The sequence below is a fragment of the Acidobacteriaceae bacterium genome (assembly GCA_028283655.1).
Classification (GTDB): domain Bacteria; phylum Acidobacteriota; class Terriglobia; order Terriglobales; family Acidobacteriaceae; genus Granulicella.
This window is the reverse complement of record JAPWKE010000003.1, coordinates 2619259-2640832: the sequence shown is the minus strand read 5'-3', so window position 1 is coordinate 2640832 and position 21574 is coordinate 2619259. Positions and strand designations below refer to the sequence as shown.

Genomic DNA, 21574 nt, shown 5'->3' with positions numbered 1-21574 from the left:
GTTAGAAGCCGTCGATCTCTTCCGGTGCAAGACCGTCCAGGTTCGAGAGCTTGTAGCTGCCATTCGGCTCAACGCTCACCGTGCTGTGGACTCTTGCGGAGGAGTACTGACCCGCGGCGCTATTGTGTTTCCACCACAAAAGTTTGCTTACCGACATGCTGCCTTCGGGACGCGCAGAGGACGCGTCGTTCTCAAATAACTTTGGCAGCACGCTCTTGATAGCTTCCGCATCGGCATCGCTGAAGCCTGTGCGCTGCGCCAGTTGCGGGTTCATACTGCCAAAGAAAACATAGACGGCCTTGTCGACACGGTGCTTCATGCCCATGGTGTCACTCCCGCGCTTTGTTCCGTCCCCTTCGCCAGAAACGCTCTTTGTAATTTGCGTGCTTGTGATGTCGACAGGTTCAATGCTGAACGCTGACTGCACCGTGACAGGTCCGCGTATCGGAATGGAAACTCCGGCACCATTGCCGTCTTCTTCTCCAACATCCTTCGCCTTCTTGTTCTTTTGTGGCTTCATGGCGAAGAGCTGCCCGAAAGCGCGAACGTCTATCCACGTTTCGCAGGCTTTCTTCGCAGTCTCAGAACCTCCAAAGGCCGCGCCAAGCACTTTGACCGCGCGATCAGCCAGGCTGGTGGCATCATCAGTCTTTCGGTCGTCAGATTGCACGAAGATACTCTCGCCTGCATCGGACAAACGGTCGCGAAGCTTCCTCTTCAGGCACACATCGGTAATCTCTCCCGTGCCGTTATAGTCGGTGCGCGGGCGGTTGCCGTTCAGGGGATCGCCATTAGGATTTGCATTGTGAACATGCACAATTACGGCGAAATCGATCTTATGGGAAAGGCTGCTCACTCGGTATCTCCTTCAACGTCTGTTTGTGTTGTGGTCGTGGCGGAAGCGGCGTCCCGGGACGGTCGCAGTGCTTCGCGTTGGCTATGGAAACCCAGCAGGAACTCGCCGGAGAGGCGGCGGTTATCGAGAAACGTGCTTTCTCCGTTGACTGTTTCGAAGCTCGAATAGATACGGTCAAGAAGCTGCTGCCGTAACTTCAGAGCACCGACGTAGCGTGATCCATTAAGCCGAGCAATATAGGGGCGAAGCTGCAACTCGAGCGTTCGCCATGTGGTGTAAGGGTGATCGGCAAATCGCTGCGTAAACCGAGCTGCATTGGTCTCGCGAGGTTCACGCGCAATGCTGAGGGCCATGCTCTCGATATTGTCGGCAACGGCAAGCAGGCGGCCGTACAGATAATCTCGGCTCGTTCGGGCTTCATCAAGACTCATCGATGGAAACTCCTGCGGATGGGATCCGCGGTAAAGGGAACAGGCAATGCCGAGGACGCGCTCAAACTCCCAGCGCTCCATGCCGATGCGGTTGGTAGCCCGCTGCACACACGACAGCACGAGATCGCGAGGCAGCGGCGTGCCATCGACGATGCATGGGAGCAGTCGTTCTACGGTGGCACGTCGCAGCTTGTCGTCGACACGCCGGCCATAAGCAGCTTCGGCGATGTCGCGTGGTGCAGGAGCGCCAACGAAGTGATGGTCCTTGCCAAAGTTCTGCTGCCAGGCGAGCAGGCTATGCCACCTCTCGATACGTGCCAGCAACTCCGAACCTGTGAGTTCGCGATAGTACACAATGGCCATGCGGCCGGGCGTCGCTGCATCCAGACTCATGACCACGATATTGTCTGAGTCCCCGATGTGGCTGCGATATCCCTGCATGGCACTCTTCAGTCGCAGAGCATACTCCTGACCCACGTCACCCGCAGAGTTTTCGGGAGTAATGCTTGGTGGAGAGCACTCCGCGTAACCCTCTTCCACGTCCTCGTCTTCCTCGCCAAGTAAGGCGCGTGAGTCAGCCAGCAAGGGGATGCGCGTGACATGCTGCACAGACCAGGCGACGATCACCTGGTCACCATTGCGATACCCTTGCCGTGCGATCAGCCAGCGCAGCGCGTTATGCGCCTTCTGCGTTGCTTCTGCGCTCAGACCATAAGCTTCTTTGGCAGACATGAAGCGTCCACGAAACGTGAAGCCTCCACTATCGTTTGAGGAGATGAGCTTAGCTCCATCTCCTCCATGGCGAAGACGTTTCGGATGACTTAGCGCCAGGGGCCTGTTCTCTCCCTCATAAAGGCTAAAGCCTTCTTCAGCGGGTAGCGTTGTGTGAAACTCTGCCCAGCTCTTCTGCAGCTCCGTATCTTCCCATACGGAGTGTTGCAGACTTCCCGCAAGTTCTACCTTCCAGCGGACGAGAGCATTTCCCTGATCACGCAGCTTTGTCTTCGGATCGGCTGTCAGAAGCTTGGCCAACGGAGATGGGCCATCGTTCCACGCTGACTCGAGAGTGCCGTCGGATTGCATGACGACAATCCCGGCAGCAACTAGATCATGGACCGTTGTTCCCTTGGCCACATAGCTTTTGATGGCTTTGAGCTTTGGGTGCTCAGAATACTTTACCCAGGCATCCAGCGCCGATCGATAGAGTTCATGATCGTTAGAACCATAATCTTTTGCGACGTATCGTAGCTTGTCACAAAGAGGATGGGCAACGGGCCCAGAGGTGCGTCCGGCTGATGCTTCGGTCGCAGGAATCAAGGTAGCCTCTTTGGGGACAACGCTGGCTCGTAGGAACTCTCCATCTTTATCCAGCGTAATTTCTAAGTGCGCCTGTTGCTCGACGTGATTGATAGGAGTCAACGCGAGTTTGACATAAGCAGATTTCCCGAAGCAGGCGTCATAGGTCTCTACTAATCTCTGAAGCCAGCTCATTCAGCTGCCTCCACCAGAGAACCCGTCTCTGCCTGCAGGTGTTCGAACTCGCTGCTCACGGATTGCATATTGTGAGATTCGCCAAAGGCCTTGAAGGGCATGGCGCGGATATCCTTATGCACAATCTGGTCCGTATCATCCGGTCGTGGAAAGGTCAGCACGCCATTTTCTAGCTTAGGTCGCCAGAAGTTCGTGCCCAGGCGCGACGTACCAGTTTCGTCGGGATAGCTAAAGCTGTGAAACATCAGAGCGTAATCAAGCGGGCCATCATTGTCGTAATCGCTGACGCCGGAACCAAACTCACATGGTGTGACATAGCCCTGGCAATCGCGCGTTCCAAGGAAGATGTCCTGTCGTCCGCCACGCTCAAGGCTGCGTTGAGCAATGGAGAAGTGTTTGCCTTCAACACGGTCCTGTTCGAGCGCGGGACGATGCTCGTTCCACTCAAAGTGCGCTCTTACCTGGTACTCGACACCCGGACCGTCTGTTATGTCGAGAAGGTTTTTGCTGCGCGCATCTCCGGTCAGATAGGTGTAGATTGCCAGCGTATTGCCGCCGCTGGTGTACTCCAACGGCTTCATGCCTCGCGCCTGCGTACGGATGCGCCGCATAAGCCTCACCTGGTCGACGTGCCAGATCAGCGTCGGCTTCCAATAAATTGATTTGCAGATACCTTTGAGCGCCTCATAGGTCGGCAGATGATACGAGCACTTCTCGCCTCCCACGCGCGTCAGCGGATCGGTAAAGAGGGCATAGCGGCCCCACACTTTAAATTCGAGGGTGTTCCGTGGTGTCTTCCTGCGATCAGCCAATCAAGCTCTCCAGCGTGCCTGCCACTTCGTGCAGACCGAACTCATTGTCATAAAACTCGCTCCGCAAACAGTACACGCCGCTCTCTGTGGGAGCAGGATAAATCGCGCCCTCCGATTCCAATCGACGAAACTCCGAAGATCGAACGGAGACAGAAAATGGTTGTGCCTGACGAAGTAATTGCCACTCTACGTCAAAGTGCTGTGCGGAACAAAGTTTGTTGATGATTATTAACCCTTCTTCCTTAAATGGAACAACGATACTTTGTGTCGGCTCTATCAAAACAAAAGCATGATTTGCCGTTGAGAAGCTCTGCTGCAGAATAGGGCGTGATAACGGCTCTTTACCAGCCCTGCTTCGAGCAATCAGGCTCCGCTCGTTATTGCCCAGCAACTCAAGCATGGAGCTCTCTCTCCCCACTGTTTTCGCGTCGAGCGGGTAGACCATCGTATTGCGGCGTCCGAAAAAGTGAAGCTCGTAATACTGCTCCATGATCTCGTTGCTATCGAGTGGGATCGCTTCCTCTGGATGATCGCGGTGCCATTTTTGTAATACGCTCCGTGCAGCTTTGCGGCCTTCGCAAATATCTTCCAATTGCGACGGCGGATCGGGAAGTTCAACGAGAACCACCCTGCCAGGCTCCGTGCGTAAGCCATGACGGTTACATCGGCCCGCAGCTTGTGCAAGTGAATCCAACCCTGCAAGATCGCGAACGACGACAGCAAAATCAATATCGACACCCGCTTCAATCAGTTGGGTGCTGATGCAAACCACAGGCGTATCGCTCGTCGCGGTCGTCAACCTCTGATGCAGCGTGGCAAGTGTGTCGCTTCGATGCTCCGGACACATGCTTGTGCTCAGATGCAAAATGGTTGCGTTTGCTGGCAGTGCTGTACGGCAGTGCTCAAAGATGGTTCGCGCATCACGTTTGGTATTTACGATAACCAGACAGCTTCCATACTGCATCGCCTCACGGCAAACTCGTTCCGCGACGGCTTCGTGGCTCCACGGTGGACCGCTTCCTGCGGTTTCGTCCAGCACCACATAGCGCCGGAGGCTCTTCCACAACGCGGTGACGTCATCGATCAATTCAGCTTTGTCCGCAAGATGCGCCACCCCAAGCTTCGCGTCTACCTTCGCCAACAGAGGCTGCGTCGCCGTACAAAGCAAGATGCTACTGCCGCAATGCGTTGCCAGAAAGTTCGCTGCGTTATTGAACAGGTGGACCAGCTTCGTCGGAAGACTCTGTACCTCATCGAAGACGATGACTGCCTTGGCGAGTGTGTGCAGGCGACGTACTGAGCTTGTTCCTGAACCGAACAGAGCATCAAGAACCTGCACCATCGTGGTGAAGACAACGGGCGCATCCCAATTTTCAGCCAGCACCCTGCGACGCCATCCGTCGATATCTTGCTCCTTGAATTCGCCAGCACTTCGCTTCTTCATCTGTACACGATCGCGCGCAAGGTCGGAGTGATGCTCCAGTACTACGGAGGCGTACGGCACGCCCTCCGGCTCCAGGTATCTTCGCGCTACCGCTGCATTCTGGTCCACGATGGAAATGTAGGGACTTACAAAGACAACTCGGTCGAGTTGATGCAACCGCGCATGTTCCAACGCGAAGCGTAGAGCTGCCAGTGTCTTGCCGCCACCAGTCGGAACAGTAAGCGTATAAATCCCGCGTGGCCGCTGTGCTGCTTCAAAACATTGCAGGGAAACGTTCGCGCGTACCTGGTTTACTTTGCCTTCGGTGGGGAAGCTCGACAAAGCCTCGTCCAATCGTGCCAGCAAGACTTCCCACGGTTCGTACTCTCCCTGCTGCCGATGCTGCGCGTTCCTCGGTTTTTCGTAATCGGCGGTATCGCTACGGTCCGCATCAATCAGGCAACTGAATAGTGTCCGAACCAAAAGCCCAAGCTGTACGTTCCCATCCCCAAAGGAGCGGTTCAGCACTCTGCTCATCTTCTTGCGGCATTGGCTTACCAGTTCAGGGTTCTGCATCAGAAGACGCGCTTCACTCTTCACTTCAGGTGGCAGGTGTCGCCACGCTTCTCCTGAGCGCGACTGCGCTTCCGCACGGTTCAGCCGAGCTGTCAGAGCATCGCCACCGTCAATTGCCAGGCAGTCGATCAGACCAGAGTGATGTGAGGCTATGCAGAGTGCAAGAAGTAATGCTGCCAGCGATGCCGGATCTGAAAGATCCTTGCCCCCATGAAGTTCTTTCAGGATGCATTGGGCCCCTGCGGTCGAGTGGTCAATCTTGCCGCGCAGGTGCTCCTGCGGTTTGAGCCCGGACGTCTCGTCAAAGCTCCGCAGATAACTTTGGAAGGTCTCAGTCGCTTTACCTGCATCATGCAGTAACCCCAGCAGCGCGCCAGCCAGAGGCAGTCCTATCTTCGCGGCATACCGTTCAGCGCGTCTTCCTACACCGGAAAGGTGCTCTGACAGGAGCTGCGGACCATTGTCGCCGCCAAGATGCGCAAGAAACTCAGTAGGGTCGATAGGCATGGGTGTGCAAAGAATAGCGTACAAGCAGTGTTTCAAGCGCCATTTTGAAGGGGAGCTTATAAGCACCCATTTCTGCTCTGCATGCCAAAGCCCCGAACCAGTGCCTCCAAAACTTTCTAATGACTATTGACAAAGACTTCACGGCCTTTGATACTTGTCTTCATTCACAGCAGTGCGGAGTCTCTCATGCGAACCAACGTAGGGGGTGCAGAGGATAACTCGGATCGAAGGTTGGGCATCCTCGGTGCCAGCACTTCAAACATGCTCAACATGATCGGTGTCGGTCCGTTCCTGAGCATTCCTCTGGCATTGGTTGCTATGCATGGTTCAAGCGTCCTCCTCCCCTGGGTGCTTGGAGCGGTGATTTCGCTTTGTGATGGTTTGGTATGGGCAGAACTAGGGGCCGCGATGCCGTTCTCCGGCGGCCCATTTTTTTACCTCCGTGAAGCTTTTGGCCCTGACTCGTATGGAAGGGTGGCCAGCTTTCTTATCCTCTGGTCTGCCGTGCTCACCGCTCCTCTTCTAATTGCTTCTGGCGCCGTTGGATTTTCGCAGTACCTGCATTATCTCTGCCCAACGCTGAACTCTGTCGCTTTATGCGCCATATCGATGGCCGTCTGCCTCGTCAACGTTGTTCTGCTTTACCGCAGAATCACAACCATCGGCGTAATTTCAGTAGTTCTGTGGCTCCTCGTTATCGGTACGATTCTGTGGATCATCCTGGGTGGCGCGGCACATATCCCAGCGGCTTTCCATCAGCAGATCAGCGGGTTTCATTTCTCTTTGCAAGGCGGGTACTGGCAAAGTCTCGGGGCCGCAACGTTGATTGCTGTCTATGACTATGCCGGCTATTACAACGTCTGTCTCATCGGCGGAGAACTGAAGCGGCCGGAGCGAACGATCCCTTACTCGATCGTTCTTTCCATCGTCTTTGTGGCCATTCTTTATATAGCCATGAACCTGTCCATTCTTGGCGTGCTTCCCGCAGAACACAGCATGCACTCGAGCGCCATCGTTGCCGAATTTATCCAGCATGTTTATGGCGCACGCTCTGCGATGGTCGCCGATGTACTTGTCCTCGTCGCGGCTTTTGCCTCGGTCTTCGCCATTCTGCTTGGCTTCTCTCGCATCCCCTACATGGCTGCTCGTGAGGGAGAGTTCTTTAGCATATTTGCAAAAGTTCACCCGACCAAAGGATTTCCTCACGTCTCACTTTTGATCCTTGGAGCGCTTTCTGCCCTGGCTTGTCTGTTGGATCTCAACACGCTGATTAGCTTGGTCATCGTCATTCAGGTCATCGTTCAGTTCCTTGCGCAGTGTGTTGCCGTAGTGCTTCTTCGCAGACGAAACCTCAGTGAGGGCAAGCGAACCTTTCGAATGCCTCTTTATCCGTTGCCGGTAGTCGTCGCTTCTACCGGTTGGCTTTTTGTCCTTTTCTCCAGCGGCGCGAAGAACATTCTGTTCGCGGTCTTCGCCACGTTACTCGGAGTCGCAGCATTTTTTTACAAGTCACGTCAGGTGCATGGACGTCCTTTTGAAACCCTATGATGAAACGCTGGAATATCGCAGTAGTGGGCGAAATCTATGTGGACCACATCTTCACTGATTTCGACCATGTCCCATTACCTGGTGAAGAAGTCTTTGCCGAGCAGTATCGTCGCGAAGCTGGTGGAGGCACGGTCAATACCGCCTGCGCGCTGGCTCGACTCGGCCATGAAACTTCTGTTTTTGGTGTGCTCGGTGCCGACGAGGAGACTTGGCTGAAGGCCCGCTTGAGTTCCTTCGGCGTTCACTCCGAGCACATTCATTCTTCCAGGCTGCCCAATGCTCTCACCGTCAGCATGTCCACCACGGAAGACCGTAGCTTCCTTAGCTACGCTGGCGCCAACCGGATGCTGGCGGAGTATGTGGCGCTACCTGAAACGATCACAGCTCTCACGAAAACGCAGCATGTTCACTTTGCCATGCCGCTGGAGGTCGACCTCGCTCGTCATCTGCTTCCGGCCCTCCACGCTGCGGGTTGCACTGTGTCCATCGATCCAGGTTGGCGTAAAGAGTGGTTTCTCAGCCCAGGGAGCCTCGAAGTTCTTCGTGATGTCGATCTCTTCCTACCGAACGAAAGCGAAGCGCAGCTGCTAACAAAGCATAAAAACCCTGAAGAGATGCTGCGTGTCTTCGCCGCTTTGGGCTTGCAGAATACGGTCATTAAATTAGGGCCTCGCGGAGCTGCAGCCTTCCATCATGATCACCTCTACACAGTGGTTCCTCCTTCTGTTCGGGTTGTAGACACAACTGGAGCAGGGGATGCCTTCGACGCAGGATTCATCGACGCCTGGCTCTCTGGCGCTGATATTGAAGAGCAGTTGTGGCGGGCCTGCATCTGTGGTTCACTTTCCACGCGGGCAGCTGGTGCTTTGACGGCATTGCCCTCAAGACTTGAGATGATGGACGTTGTCTAGCAAGACCACTTTCTCTGGAGGATCCATGTCGAACCGTTGGATGGACCCCGAGTTCATGCCTCTCATCAAGACGCCCCGGCCGGTTCTCAACGACGCGAACCTCGTTCGAGAGGCAAGCATCGCCTCCAGGCAGCCGATGGACTACGCCAGCTTCGACCTTGAGGTGAACGATCTCAGCATCCCGTTCTCCACTAAAGATGCTCGTCAAATCCCCTTACGAATTTACCGGCCCAAAAGCATCGCGGCTCCGTTACCCGCGTTGCTCTACCTGCATGGTGGCGGGTTCTTCTGCGGAGACCTCTTCTCGGAGCAATGGCAGTGTGCGCACTATGCGGCGCAGGCACAGTGCCTCGTCATCTGCGTTGACTACCGCCTCGCTCCAGAAAATCCTTATCCAGCTGCGCTCTTCGATAGCTATCGTGTGTTGGAGTTTCTGCGTGAACAAGGGGCTGAACTTGGGCTCGACCCTGCCCGTATCGCGATCGGAGGATCGAGCGCCGGGGCTAATCTCGCAGCAGCAGTTGCACTTCTGGCAAGAGACCGCAGCGGCCCCGGACTCTGCTTTCAGATGTTGCTGATCCCTGCGCTGGACAACCGCCTCGACTCTGTCTCTGCTCGCGAGTTCACGGATGTTCCAGACTTCGCCACTCCTGAGGCCAGGGTCATGTGGCAGTGGTACCTCGGCGATCAGGATCGCGATATTTCCCCTTACGCCACGCCTGTCCATGCCGCGGACCTCACGCACCTTCCGCCTGCGTATGTTCTTTGTGCGGGCCTGGATGCTCTGCGCGACGACGGCCTCCGCTACGCACAACGTCTGCTCGAAGCCGGAGTTAGCGTCGAGTTACACCTTGTTCCTTCGCTCCCTCACGGCTTTGCCAGCATCTCTTCTGCTGCAACCTCGAAGCAACTGCTGCAGGAGCAGGTCCGCGTACTGCAAAAGGCGTTTCAGTTTGGGGAAAGAAATCCTAAGAATCGTTAGAATGTTTCCTTGAGATACGAATGGGAAGCGGGCAGGGTGCCAGATCAACGCCTGACCGAATGCTAAGGAATTGCAACGGGTGAAAACAGCGGTATGAGTGGAAATCGAATCTTGATCGGCAGTCCGGCACTGATGCGCGAGACAAACGCTCGCGCAATTTTGTCGTTGCTGAAAAAACTCGGTCCCTGCTCCCGTGCCGATCTCGTTCGCAAAACAGGAATGAGCGCGCCAACCGTTGCGAACGTGATCTCTGATCTGGATGAGCGCGGCTTGATCGAATGGATGGGAGAGGGAACGTCAAGCGGCGGACGCCGTCCCGATAACCTTCGCTTCAAAGCCGAACATGGCTGTCTTGCAGGCGTAGATGTTACGGCCGACAGCCTAAGAGTCCTGCTCACCGACCTGAATGGCGAGCGAATCGAAGAGCTGGTCGAAGCTCTGCCAAAGGATGCTCGCAACCCCCAGGGTGTCGTCGATGCATTAGGCGTTTCCCTGCGCGCGCTCATGCAGAAGAACAGTCTGCCATGGAAGAAGCTGCTCGCCATGACCGTTGGCGTAGGGGGCATCACCAATGCGCGCGATGGCGTAGTCATCTCGGTGGGCGACTCCAGTGTTTGGAGAGGCGTGCCCTTGCTTGAAATGCTCCGCAAGCAGTTCTCATGCGCTCTCTTCGTGGAGAACGACTCGAACCTTGCCGCCATAGGCGAGCATTTCAACGGTGTCGCCCAGTCGGAGGAGAGTTTCATCTGCATTCTCATCACGGCAGGCTCTGGCGTGGGAGCAGGCATTTTCGTCAACGGAAAAATCGTACACGGTTCCAGCTGGACAGCTGGCGAAATCGGCTACCTTCACGTTCCGAACATCTCCAGCATGCAGCCTGCGCTGTATGAGTATGGTCGGCTCGAGCAGATCCTCAGCGGCCCAGGCATTCTCAGAAGCTGGAATGCAGTTAGCGCTAAATCTGGAGTTCCCGGCAAGATCCATAAAGCGCTCAACGTGCTGGACCTTGCGATGACAGGGAATAGCACTGCCATCAAGGTCGTGCATCAACGCGCGCGCCTTCTCAGCGACGTCGTACTCAACCTCTCGTTGACGCTCAACCCAAGCCTCTTTGTCTTTGGCGGCGATCTCGGCTCTCATCCCGCGCTGTTGGAGCCCACGATAGCAATGCTGCGCAAAAACGAGGTTGGTACCGCTCGTGTTCTGCCCTCCAATCTCGGCAACTCAGCCGTTGTTTGGGGCGCTCTTGCTGTCTCCATGCAGGAGGCAGAGCAACATCTGTACAGCTACCCCGCGCCACACAAGTAAGCACAGGGGAGAGCTAGTGCCGAGCTGGTGACACGTCGACAGGCAAGGTCGATCTGTTCAGACAAGTCAACGCAAATTGTATGAAATAACAGTTGACCGACTCAGTTCTTAATGATACGTTCATAAGTATCTTTTGCATCTCTAGTTAAAAAGTCTTGATTTGTGTCTCCGTCGTATCTGGGCCATAACCACCGTCTTGTTTTCAAGCTGTGCGTTCCGTTCTGCTTCAACGACCATTCATGGGAGATTTCGCATGTCTCGAATCTCGGATTCCCGTTATCTGCTTTTCCTGTCGACATGGCTCAAGATACCTCCATTACGCTATCGGTCTTTGCGAGAGTCTTTCGCTCGTGGCATCGTTGCGGTTCTTCGTCTCACTTTCTCTCTGACTTGTATGGCCCGCACCAAATGGAGCTCCCAAGCTCCTAAACCATTCGCGGGGATAATCTCCCCCTTTCTTGAAGTCGAGGTGAGTTGATGAAACGCAAGTTGCTTTCCCTTTTCCTCTTTCTAGTAACAAACGTGGTCCTGTTCATGCTTCCTCATGCAGCGGTGGCGCAGAGCTCATGCGCCGCTACGTGGAGTTCTACAGCCATCTACACCGCTGGCATGACAGCAAGCCTGAGCGGTGAAAACTACGTAGCGAACTGGTGGACGCAGGGTGACAGCCCCGCCACAAACAGCGGTGGAGCGGGCTCCGGAGAGCCCTGGACGCTCACCGGCTCCTGCTCCAGCTGTACGACTATTCCGGCTGTGCCGACAGGTCTCGCGGCCTCGGGCACTACGAGTTCCGGAACGAATCTGAGCTGGGCTGCAGTTACGACTCCGACAGGCTGCACGGTCAGCTATAACGTACTGCGTGGCGGCTCGTCGATCGGTTCCATCAGCACGACCTCCGATGCCATCACCGGTCTTTCCGCCTCGACGACCTATAGCTTCTCGGTTCAGGCCACGGACGCTGCAGGCACCTCTGCGGCCAGCTCGGCGGTCAGCGTCACCACTTCCGCCAGCTCTTGCTCTGCGGCTCCATCGGCTCCAACAGGACTGACGGCTGCAGGAACCACCGCAACGAGCACAACGCTTAGCTGGACGGCAGCAACAGCTCCGACCGGTTGCACCGTGAGTTACAGCATCACAGGTGGGCCTTCCACGCTCACATCCTCTTCGACAACGGATACCGTCACCGGGCTCACTGCTTCTACGAGCTACACCTTCACGGTTGCTGCAACCGACAGCGTTGGTACGTCTTCGGGAACGTCCGTGACGGTTGCTACGCCTGCCACCAGCAGCAAGCTATTCGTGGGTGGTTGGTTTGAAGAGTGGGGAACGTATTACGCGAATTCAAACGTTGCTGATCTTCAGACCAGCGGCGCAGCCGCTTCGCTCACGCATCTTATTTACGCTTTCGCCAAGCCCTCTGCCAATGGAAGCAGCGTAAGCTGCGCTCTGGCTGACAGCTATGCGGATTATCAGAAAAGCGTTCCGCAGGTAACCGGAGCGACGGCTGCAACGTCGCCGCTGCTGGGTAACTTCGGTGCTCTGGCGCAGCTCAAGCAGCTCCACCCCGATATGAAGATCCTCATCTCAATCGGTGGTTGGAACCCACCCACCTACAACCAGCTCTTTGACCAGGCTTCCAGCACGGCTGCGCAGCGTCAGGCGTTTGTCAGCTCATGCGTCAGCATGTTCATCCAGGGCAACATAGCTTCGGGTGTTTCTTCGGGAGCCTTGTTCGATGGTTTCGACATCGACTGGGAGTTCCCCAACGCGAACGAGACGGCTGGCTTCACCGCTCTGATGACGGAGTTCCGCACCGAGCTCAATACCTTGTCCGCAACCACGGGTAAGCAGTATTACGTTCTCGCCGATCTCGCTGCAGGTCCTTCGAAGGCTGGCTCCGCTGAGTTCTCTGGTGACGACGGTGGGTACGACACCATCGATATCTCTGGTCTTAGCGCAGTCCTGGATTATCTAAACGTCGACGGCTATAACTACGCCGGCGACTGGTCCAACGCTTCGAACGACGCTTCGCCGCTGTACGACGAGGCGGCCAGCCCGATCTATGGAACTGGGCAAACCATCAACGACACCGTGCAGTACTACCTCGCTCACGGCGCTCCCGCAGCGAAGTACACCATGGGCTTCCCACTTTACGGCTCTGGCTGGGCCGGCGGCCTAACCTCCGCCAACGGTGGCATGTATCAAAACTCAACCGGAGTTACAGATCCGACTGGAGCCCTCACCTTAAACGGAGCGACTCCTGTCTTCAACCTCAACGGACTGGGTAACTGCTCCACCGGAAATAACCAGTCGAGCCCTGCTGCAGGTTGTGACTATCTGCTGACGGATGGCCTCATCACCTATCGCACCATTCAGAACTTGTTGAGCAACGGGTACACCTCCAGCTACGACGCTACCCGCTGCACGGCTCGCATGTTCAACTCGACCACTGCGAGCGCTATCAGCTATGACAACCCGCAGTCCGTGCAATGCAAGGTCAGCTACATCAAAGCCAATGGCTTGGGTGGTGGCTACGTCTGGGCATTGAAGGATGACGACGCTACTTCCTCTCTCACCAAGGCTCTGGCAACAGACCTCAACCCGTAGCCTCTGTCCGCCGCGCAGGCCTCTGCGTGGCGGTCACCACTAACCTTTTCTGGGCCTTCGGCGGTCAATGCCGAAGGCCAGAAAGACCGCATAGGAATCGAAAGAATCGGAACGAAGTCAAAGTTCCCTTATGCAATCACTCATGGAGAGCCTAATGTTTAGATCTTCTTCTAGCTCCTTGCTTTGTGCCGAGATGGCATCCGCTTCGGGCATCTCAAACAAGGGGGCGAGCTTCATCACGCTATGCTCCTGGCTGATGTTGGCTGTGGCGGCCTTGTTGTTGCTTTCCCCTGTGGCACGTGCGCAGGAGCTGGCCGGAACCTTCACCGGAATCGTCGCCGACAGCACCGGCGCGGTGATTCAGAACGCCACGATCACCATCACACAGAACGGCGTGAACGGTGAGCCACGCATCGTGCAGTCCAACAGCTCTGGCAGCTTTACCGCCAGCAATCTTCCTGCTGGAACGTACACGATAAAGGTCTCCGATCCGAACTTTGCCACTTACTCCAGTCCCAATGTGATCTTGAACGTGGCACAGAGGCGCACGCTGAACGTCGTCCTCAAGCCGGGCTCTGAAAGCCAGACGGTCACGGTAGAGGACAATCCGGTCTCTGTTGACACAGGCAGCAGCTCTCAAGCCGGTACGATCTCAGGAACGCAGGTTCGCGAACTGGAACTTGTGAACCGTAACTTCCAGCAGTTAGTTACGCTCCAGCCAGGTGTGGTCAATATCCTTGGCGATCAACCTGGATTTGGCGGCCTCAATAGCAACGCCTTTGTCTCGGTCAACGGAGCTCGCGCCACGGCGAACAACTGGACCGTAGATGGTGCCGACATCAACGACAGCGGCGCGAACTCCTCACTGCTCAATGTGCCGAGCATCGATGCCATCCAGGAGTTCACGCTCGAGCGCAGCTCCTACGACGCCAGCTTCGGACGCAGCGGTGGCGGTCAGGTAGTGGTTGCCACACGTTCAGGCACCAGCGCCTTCCATGGCTCCGTGTATGAGTTCGCACGCACGGCGAATACCAACGCAAACTACTACTTCAACAACCAGCAGGGAATTCCGCGCCCTCCCGATCACTACAACAACTTCGGCTTCACTCTCGGCGGCCCCATCTATATTCCGCGGGTCTATAACACCGAGAAGAAGAAGACCTTCTTCTTCTGGTCAGAAGAGTGGCGCAAGATCACCAGCCCCACGTCGAACAACGTTGCGGCTCCAACGGCGGGAGAGCTCGCAGGCTCTTTCTACGCAGCGAACGAGCCCTCTGCACCGGCTGGTTGCATTACGAACTGGACCCCGAATCCCGACATTCCTGTTGGCGGCGGTACGGGGACCATCAACCCTGCCTGCTACAGTGCAAACGCGCAGGTGTACCTCTCCCAGGTTCTCAATAAGAATCAGGCCAACTTCAACACCTTCAACGCCAGCAACAACTTCACCTACGGAACGCAGATCTCTTCGTTCTCCACGCTCAACAACTTCCGTCAGGACCTTGTTCGTATCGATCACTACTTCAACGACAAGCTCCACTTCTTCGCTCGCGGCATGGAAGACGACGCACCCAGCAATCTCCCGACCGGCCTCTGGGGAGGTGCGAACTATCCCGGAATCGTCAACGCCGGCATCAACGCTCCCGGTAAGAATGTCGTCGCCAATCTTACGTGGACCATCTCTCCCCGCATGGTGAACGAGCTTGAGTTCGCCTACTCACAGGGCACGATTAACGCCTCGCTCTCTGGCCCGGCTAACTCGCCCAGCGTCCTCTCTTCGTTGACGAACAACATCGCCAACCCTGACCCCTACGGCCGTATCCCCAGCGTCAATATTCTTGACCAGTCCGTCACCGTTCTTTCGCAGGGCTCTGCTCCTTACAATGAGCGCAACCTTGACCGAAACATCTTCGATAACTTCACCATCACACTTGGAAACCACACCTTGCGTGCCGGCATCACGGCGCAGCAGATGCTGAAGACCGAGAACGCCAGCGAAGGTAATCCGAGCTTCTCCTTCAACACCTGGGGAGATTTCCTGCTCGGGAACGCCGTTCAGTATCAGCAGGCAGATCGCGACATCGTCCCCGATCTTCGCTTCTGGAACACCGAAGCCTACGTTCAGGATGACTGGAAGGTGAACCGCCGACTCACGTTGAACCTCGGTGTTCGCTGGACGCGGTTCCCCGCGCCCTCCGACGCGAAGAACACGCTGGCCAACTTTGCTCCTGCGTTCTACAACCCCTTGCAGGCTCCGACGCTGAATAGCGATGGAAACTTCGCAGCGGGCCAGCAGTTTACTCCGGCTACCTATGCCAACGGCCTGATCTTCCCACAGGGCGATGCCTGCACGGCGGCGAAGGCCATCTCTTCCCAGGTCTCCTGCTCACCGTACGGAAGTACGGTAAACCCCAACAATAACTGGAACTTCGGTCCGCGCGTTGGCTTCTCGTACAGCCTCTTCGGCGATGGCAAGAGCGTCCTGCGCGGCGGCTTCGGTATCTTCTTCGACCGTACGAGCAACGGCATCTGGGAGCAGAACGCCTTCAGCGACCCACCGCTCGTGCAGACGACCACCATCACCAAAACAAGCTTTGATAACCCCATCGGCGCTGGAAGCATCACGCCCGCCTATGGCCCGAACCCTCTGACCACTGCTGGCTCACCGGTTTTCAAGGTCCCGTCGTATGCGGCCTACAACCTGTCCGTTCAGCAGCAGTTGGCGCCCACAACCCTCTTGGAGATCGCGTACGTCGGCTCCATCTCTCGCCATCTCCAGGGTGAGATCGACAGCAACGTCCCAACGCTGTCGACGCGTGCCGATAACCCCACCTTACCTCTGAACAACATTCGTCCTTACCTTGGGTACTCCTACTTCAAGAACAGAATTCCCGCCTTCACCGCAAACTACAACTCCGTTCAGGTTTCGTTGCAGCACCGCACAACTCGCGATCTGACTCTCGGAATCTCCTACACCTGGTCCAAGAACCTGACCACTTCCTGGAACGACCGTGGAACCGCTGCCACAGGCTCGGCTCTCAGCGGACCTCCGGGATCGGCAAGCACCTACGCCTACAACCTCAAGATGGATTACGGTCCGTCCGGTCTCAACCAGCCTCAGACCTTCATCTCCAACTTTGTGTACAAGCTGCCCTTCTACCGCGAACAAAGCGGTCTGCTTGGCCACATCGCTGGCGGTTGGGAAGTCTCCGGTATCGTGACCCTCAACTCCGGCCAGTCCATCAGCGCCTATCAGACGAGCGATCCGTTCGCCTGCCCGACGCCAACGACGGACAACCCGGGCACCGCGGCGAATCCTCTCTGCGCAAACAACAGCCCGGCGGGAACATACCCCGGCGGTCTCGGCATGGTCACCTCCAACTCGGACGTCTCACCTCGTCCGGATCAGGTTGCGCCTATCCAGCACACCAAGAACAGAACGCAGTGGTTCTCTACCAGCTCCTTCGCTACGGCTCAGGGACACTTCGGCAGCAGCAGGGCCGGAAACATCCTGGGACCCGGCACGGAGAAGGTCGATCTAGGACTGATGAAGAACTTCAAGTTCACCAACAGCATCAGCCTGCAGATGCGAGCGGAGTCCTTCAATCTGTTCAACCACACGAACTTCTGGCTCATCGACACCGGTTTTGGCAATGGTTTGTTCGGACAGGCGACCAGTGCACACGCCGCCCGCATCATGCAGTTCAGCGGAAAGATCTACTTCTAGCCTGAGCTGTAGCCTCAGATCGAAGGCCGAAGCGTCAGCTTCGGCCTTCGATCGCAAGAAAGGGGCCTTATGCCGCCGTTCTCCGCGGCATAAGGCTTCGCTCACTTCTTGTAACGTTATGAAGGATTTCGTCGAAGAGGTACCGTGTTCAAGCCCGCTTTGCTCTGCACAAACTGCATGATTGTCCTGCTCTGCTTCACGTTGGGTCTCACCCGCGCGGACGCGCAACAGCAAGCTCCGCTCACGCTCCTGCCTGTGCCGCAAAGCGTCGTCTCCGCTCCCGGTCAGTTGAACCTTCCTTCCGGCATCAGGATCGACTTTCAGGGTTACACCGAACCTCGCCTGAAGGACGCTGGCACTCGTTTCCTCGACGTCCTCTCTCGCCTGACCGGCACTCCGGCCCTCCCCTCGCAGCCGTCCAAACAAGTGCTGCTGATCGTCAAGACCGCCGGACCATCCGCTCCCGTGCAGCAGCTTGGAGAAGACGAGTCCTACCATCTGCAGGTCACCTCGCAGCAGATTCTGCTTAGCGCCCCCAACCCTCTCGGCATCCTTCATGGCCTGCAGACGCTACTGCAACTGGTCCACACCACGCCTCAGGGATTCGCCCTCTCTGCCGTCACCATCGACGACAAGCCCCGCTTCCCCTGGCGTGGACTCATGATCGACTCCAGCCGTCACTTCATGCCGCTCTCCATCATTCGCCAGAACCTCGACGGCATGGAAGCCGTGAAGCTCAACGTCTTCCACTGGCACCTCTCGGACGATCAGGGCTTCCGCGTGGAAAGCAAGGCCTTTCCTCTGCTGCACGAGAAAGGCTCAGACGGTCTCTATTACACCCAGGATCAGGTTCGCGAGGTCCTTGCTTACGCTCGCGCCCGCGGCATCCGTGTCATTCCCGAATTCGATATGCCCTGCCACACCACCTCGTGGTTCGTTGGCTATCCCCAACTCGCCAGCGGCAGCGGACCCTATCAGATCGAGCGCGACTGGGGAGTCTTTGATCCCGCGATCGATCCCACCCGCGAGAGCACCTTCAAGTTTCTGGATCGCTTCCTCGACGAGATGACCAGCCTCTTTCCGGATGCCTACTTCCATATCGGTGGCGATGAATGCAACGGCAAGGAATGGGACGCCAACGCCCATATCAAGCAGTACATGCAGGCGCATCACCTCAAGGACAATGCTGCTCTGCAGGCTGAATTCACCGCCAGAGTGCAAAAGCTTGTCGCGGATCATCACAAGATCATGGTGGGATGGGATGAAGTGCTACAGCCGGACACACCTCACGACGTTGTCATCCAGTCCTGGCGTGGCCCCAGGTCCCTCGCCGAAGCCGCACGTAGCGGATACCGTGGAATCCTGTCGGCGGGCTATTACCTTGATCTGAACCACTCTGCCGCTGACCATTATCTGGCCGATCCCCTCGATAGTGGCAAGATCACGCTCACCGCCGCGCAGGAAGCCAACATCCTCGGCGGCGAAGCTGCGATGTGGACGGAGTACGTCACTCCGGAGAACGTGAACATGCGCATCTGGCCACGGGCCGCCGTCGTCGCCGAGCGGCTATGGTCGCCACGCGCCGTGAAGGATACCGACTCGATGTACGTGCGCCTCGACGTCCTCGCGCAGAAGCTCGCCTTCTATAATCTTCCCGTTCAGGCCACGGAAGCGCAGGAGCTCAAGCGGCTCAGTGGTTACGCCGATCCTTCCGCGTTGCAGGTCCTTGGCAGCGCCGTACAGCCAACGCGCGACTACGTGCGCGAAACGCTCAACCACTACAACGTCTTCTTTCCTTTGAACCGTCTGGTGGATTCGATCCCTGCCGAGAGCGAAAAGGCCAGGATCTTTCACCAGCTCGCCGAACGCATCGCCTCCGGCAAAGCCACTCCGGCGGAGTGGGAGCAGGCTCGCCAATGGCTAACCATGTGGCGTGACAACGACGCCCGCTTACAGCCTTCGCTGAAGAACTCTGATCTGACTGCGGAACTTGTTCCGGTCTCTCATCATCTCGCCGATGTCGCGGAGATCGGGTTGGCGGCCCTCAGCAATCTGCAAAAGAAGGCCTCCGTCAGCAAGAAATCGCAACAGCAGCAGATCGTTCTTCTGCAGCACCTCGAACAGCCCGAAGCTGCTCTCCTCGACCAAATCGCCCCGGCGGTGGAACGGCTCGTACGATCTGTCGGACATTGATTGCCCTCAGCATTTCAAGCGATCCGTACCGAGTCAGAGACTCATCCCTCGCCCATGCCTGCATGGGCGAGGTTGCTTTCATGCAAAACCCTGTTGGCTTGCTGGGCCATCTGTTCGGCGGAGTCTGGGTGCTGACGTAGCCGGAGGCATCCGGCCGCGATCTCCTGCGGTGTATCCGCGACGAGAACGTCCCGGTCCGCTGCGAAGGGAAGTCCGCTTACAGCGTGTGTCGTAGTGATGACCGGACAGAACTCCGCAACGGCCTCCAGCACCTTCAGCTTCGTGCCTCCGCCATAGCGCACCGCGGCCAGAGCGGCATGACTGGCCGCGTAGTAGGGCGACAAATGCTCGACCTCTCCCACAAAGCGAATCTCCGGCTCTTGCTGTAGGCGAGCCGTTAGCGAATCACTCGCACCACGTCCCACGATGACGACCTCAAAACCTTGCGGAATCGCCTCACGCAGGGCGGGAACAATCTCCTCTGCAATCCAGAGAGCTGCATCCGTATTGGGAACATAGTCCAGCGTGCCAACAAAGAGAAGGCTGAAGACACCAGGAAGTCGCCGTTCTGCCCGGCTGGCAGGAATCGTGATTTTGTTCGGCCTGTAGTGAAGCCGTTCCTTTGGCACTCGTTTGCTCAGGTAGCGCAGGTCCTCGGGATTCGAAAAGTACACTTGCGACGCGCGACCGAGGCGCGTGCGTTCAAGAATGCGGTACTGCAACGAAGCGGCAAAGAGGTGAAACGCAAACTTTGGCTGCTTCCGTCTCCACACGCATCGCGCGATGCTGGCAAGCGTGTTCGACTCGACATCATCCAGATCGATACCGTAATCGCGAAGGCCATAAGCGCGCGCAAGGAACTCACCGATCATCATCGTCCGAAAGCGGAAGACATGGATATGGTCAATCTGCTCGGGCAGTTGAGGTTCCCAGCCAAGCGGTTGCACCCAATCGTCCGCAAGCTGGGGCTTCCACAGCAGCGCCAGAGGGCAGAGCAGCGCCGCCAGACGCAGCCACTTGGGCGAAGTAGTCGCACGGCAAATCTCTATCTGCGTCACATAAGGCTGAAGCTCCTGCGTCGCTCGTGCTTCAAGCGTAGAAGCGATGTTTTCAGCCGGCAGCGCCAGAACGAGGGTGACGTTGTACTCGCGAGCGAGTTCGAGCAGCCACGCAAACGCACGCTGTTGCAGGCCGGAGCCTTCGCGGCCGGGCAACGTGGGCGTGACGAGAACGCAGTTCTTCTTCATCGCGTTTGGCTCTTCCAAAGTCGCGCAACTCTCCTTCGCACAGCGCCTGCGATGTTGCGACTGAGGTCGTCTGCTTTCTGCGCCGACCGCTGCAGCCGGTACGCCGTTGCGCTTCCGGTCTTCGCGCCCGCAGGCAGCAGCGTTCGTGCGTAGTGCGCGTACGTCGTCTCTGCATGGGCAACATACTCTGTTGTGAGCCGTCCCTGGTGAAAGCGGCTGATGTCTACGCGGCTTTCACTCCACCAGAGATGCGCCCACAAATGCAGCGAATAGACCTCTTCTTGGAACGTTTCAAAACGCTCAAAAATCCTCGCGATGCCCTCTGCGGTCCAGTCCAGCGAAAAGAAGGAACTTTGTGGTTCGACATGGATGATTTGCGGGTGCTGAACGCTGAGTTCGTACGGAAGAAAGGTGGAGTGGCGACTCCACGACCCATCGAAGTGCGCGCTCATCTTGTCGTACCAGAGCGCGCCAAACTCTGAACCAGCTTCGGCCATGAGAAAGGCGTTGCACAGGGATCCGCCCAGTATGGCGGCAGCAGCGGTCGTATCCACCGTTTCGTGTCCCATAACGTACTGATTCTCAAAGAGCACGTCTGGCAGAGGATGCAGGAACAGCGTATCCATGTCTGCATAAACACCGCCTTCCCGCTGCAGAATATCGACGCGCAGAAAGTCCGAAGCATGCGCATAGCCGTACGCCGCAGAGCTACTCCCTTCGGCGTAACGATAACCGGAAAGGGGGAGAGCGCCCTCAAGCGGGCGAAGGGTAAGATGAGGACGAATCGCATCCCAAAGCTCTCCCCAAGGCTCGTGCACATAATGCAGATGGATTGCGTCTGGCGCATTGCGCTCCAGGCACGATCGCAGGCAGAGATAGTGCATGAGATGAAACGGTTCAATTTGCTGTTTCAAGCCGAAGATGAAGTGAAATATTCGGGGAATGCTCATCGTTT

General features: G+C 56.8%; 13 protein-coding genes. 7 read left to right on the top strand and 6 right to left on the bottom strand.

Going from position 1 to position 21574, the window contains the following annotated elements; all coding sequences use genetic code 11:
• Window position 1: 1 nt before the first annotated feature.
• From cas7c to cas3, 4 genes are read right to left on the bottom strand one after another with little or no spacing between them, the layout of a single operon-like run.
• A complete protein-coding gene (gene cas7c / locus PW792_14115) occupies window positions 2–856 on the bottom strand; it encodes a type I-C CRISPR-associated protein Cas7/Csd2 (protein MDE1163060.1) in 855 nt (284 codons plus the stop codon).
• Entirely contained in the window at window positions 853–2778 is a 1926-nt protein-coding gene (gene cas8c / locus PW792_14110) for a type I-C CRISPR-associated protein Cas8c/Csd1 (protein MDE1163059.1), read from the bottom strand. The genes cas7c and cas8c overlap by 4 nt, the downstream gene beginning before the upstream one ends.
• Entirely contained in the window at window positions 2775–3590 is an 816-nt protein-coding gene (cas5c, locus tag PW792_14105; protein MDE1163058.1) for a type I-C CRISPR-associated protein Cas5c, read from the bottom strand. Before cas5c ends, cas8c begins: the two co-directional genes overlap by 4 nt.
• The gene (gene cas3, locus PW792_14100; GenBank protein MDE1163057.1) at window positions 3583–6162 is read right to left on the bottom strand and encodes a CRISPR-associated helicase Cas3'; all 2580 of its coding nucleotides are present in this window, start codon (window positions 6160–6162) and stop codon (window positions 3583–3585) included. The genes cas5c and cas3 overlap by 8 nt, the downstream gene beginning before the upstream one ends.
• A gap of 120 nt (window positions 6163–6282) precedes the next feature.
• Here cas3 and PW792_14095 point away from each other — a divergent pair, with 120 nt between their 5' ends.
• The 7 genes from PW792_14095 (at window position 6283) to PW792_14065 (ending at window position 19372) form a co-directional block, all read left to right on the top strand.
• Window positions 6283–7644 (top strand): amino acid permease, encoded by a 1362-nt coding sequence (locus PW792_14095; protein MDE1163056.1) that lies wholly within the window; start codon window positions 6283–6285, stop codon window positions 7642–7644.
• Window positions 7641–8555: a carbohydrate kinase family protein gene (locus PW792_14090; GenBank protein ID MDE1163055.1), complete on the top strand. Its 915-nt coding sequence runs from the start codon at window positions 7641–7643 to the stop codon at window positions 8553–8555. Before PW792_14095 ends, PW792_14090 begins: the two co-directional genes overlap by 4 nt.
• A 25-nt stretch (window positions 8556–8580) precedes the next feature.
• Window positions 8581–9537, top strand: a complete 957-nt coding sequence (locus tag PW792_14085; GenBank protein ID MDE1163054.1) for an alpha/beta hydrolase — start codon at window positions 8581–8583, stop codon at window positions 9535–9537.
• A 132-nt stretch (window positions 9538–9669) separates the two neighbouring features.
• Entirely contained in the window at window positions 9670–10845 is a 1176-nt protein-coding gene (locus tag PW792_14080; protein MDE1163053.1) for an ROK family protein, read from the top strand.
• 477 nt (window positions 10846–11322) lie between these two features.
• Window positions 11323–13452, top strand: coding sequence for a glycosyl hydrolase family 18 protein (locus PW792_14075; protein ID MDE1163052.1), 2130 nt, complete (start codon window positions 11323–11325; stop codon window positions 13450–13452).
• A 154-nt stretch (window positions 13453–13606) separates the two neighbouring features.
• Window positions 13607–17179, top strand: a complete 3573-nt coding sequence (locus PW792_14070) for a TonB-dependent receptor (protein ID MDE1163051.1) — start codon at window positions 13607–13609, stop codon at window positions 17177–17179.
• A 144-nt stretch (window positions 17180–17323) separates the two neighbouring features.
• Window positions 17324–19372: a family 20 glycosylhydrolase gene (locus PW792_14065; protein ID MDE1163050.1), complete on the top strand. Its 2049-nt coding sequence runs from the start codon at window positions 17324–17326 to the stop codon at window positions 19370–19372.
• A gap of 41 nt (window positions 19373–19413) precedes the next feature.
• Here the strand turns inward: PW792_14065 and PW792_14060 are convergent, their stop codons facing one another.
• Together PW792_14060 and PW792_14055 are read right to left on the bottom strand one after the other, a co-directional pair.
• Window positions 19414–20619, bottom strand: a complete 1206-nt coding sequence (locus PW792_14060) for a glycosyltransferase family 4 protein (protein ID MDE1163049.1) — start codon at window positions 20617–20619, stop codon at window positions 19414–19416.
• Window positions 20616–21569 carry a glycosyltransferase gene (locus tag PW792_14055; protein ID MDE1163048.1) on the bottom strand — a complete coding sequence of 318 codons (954 nt, stop codon included), beginning with the start codon at window positions 21567–21569 and terminating at the stop codon, window positions 20616–20618. The genes PW792_14060 and PW792_14055 overlap by 4 nt, the downstream gene beginning before the upstream one ends.
• Window positions 21570–21574 lie beyond the last annotated feature (5 nt).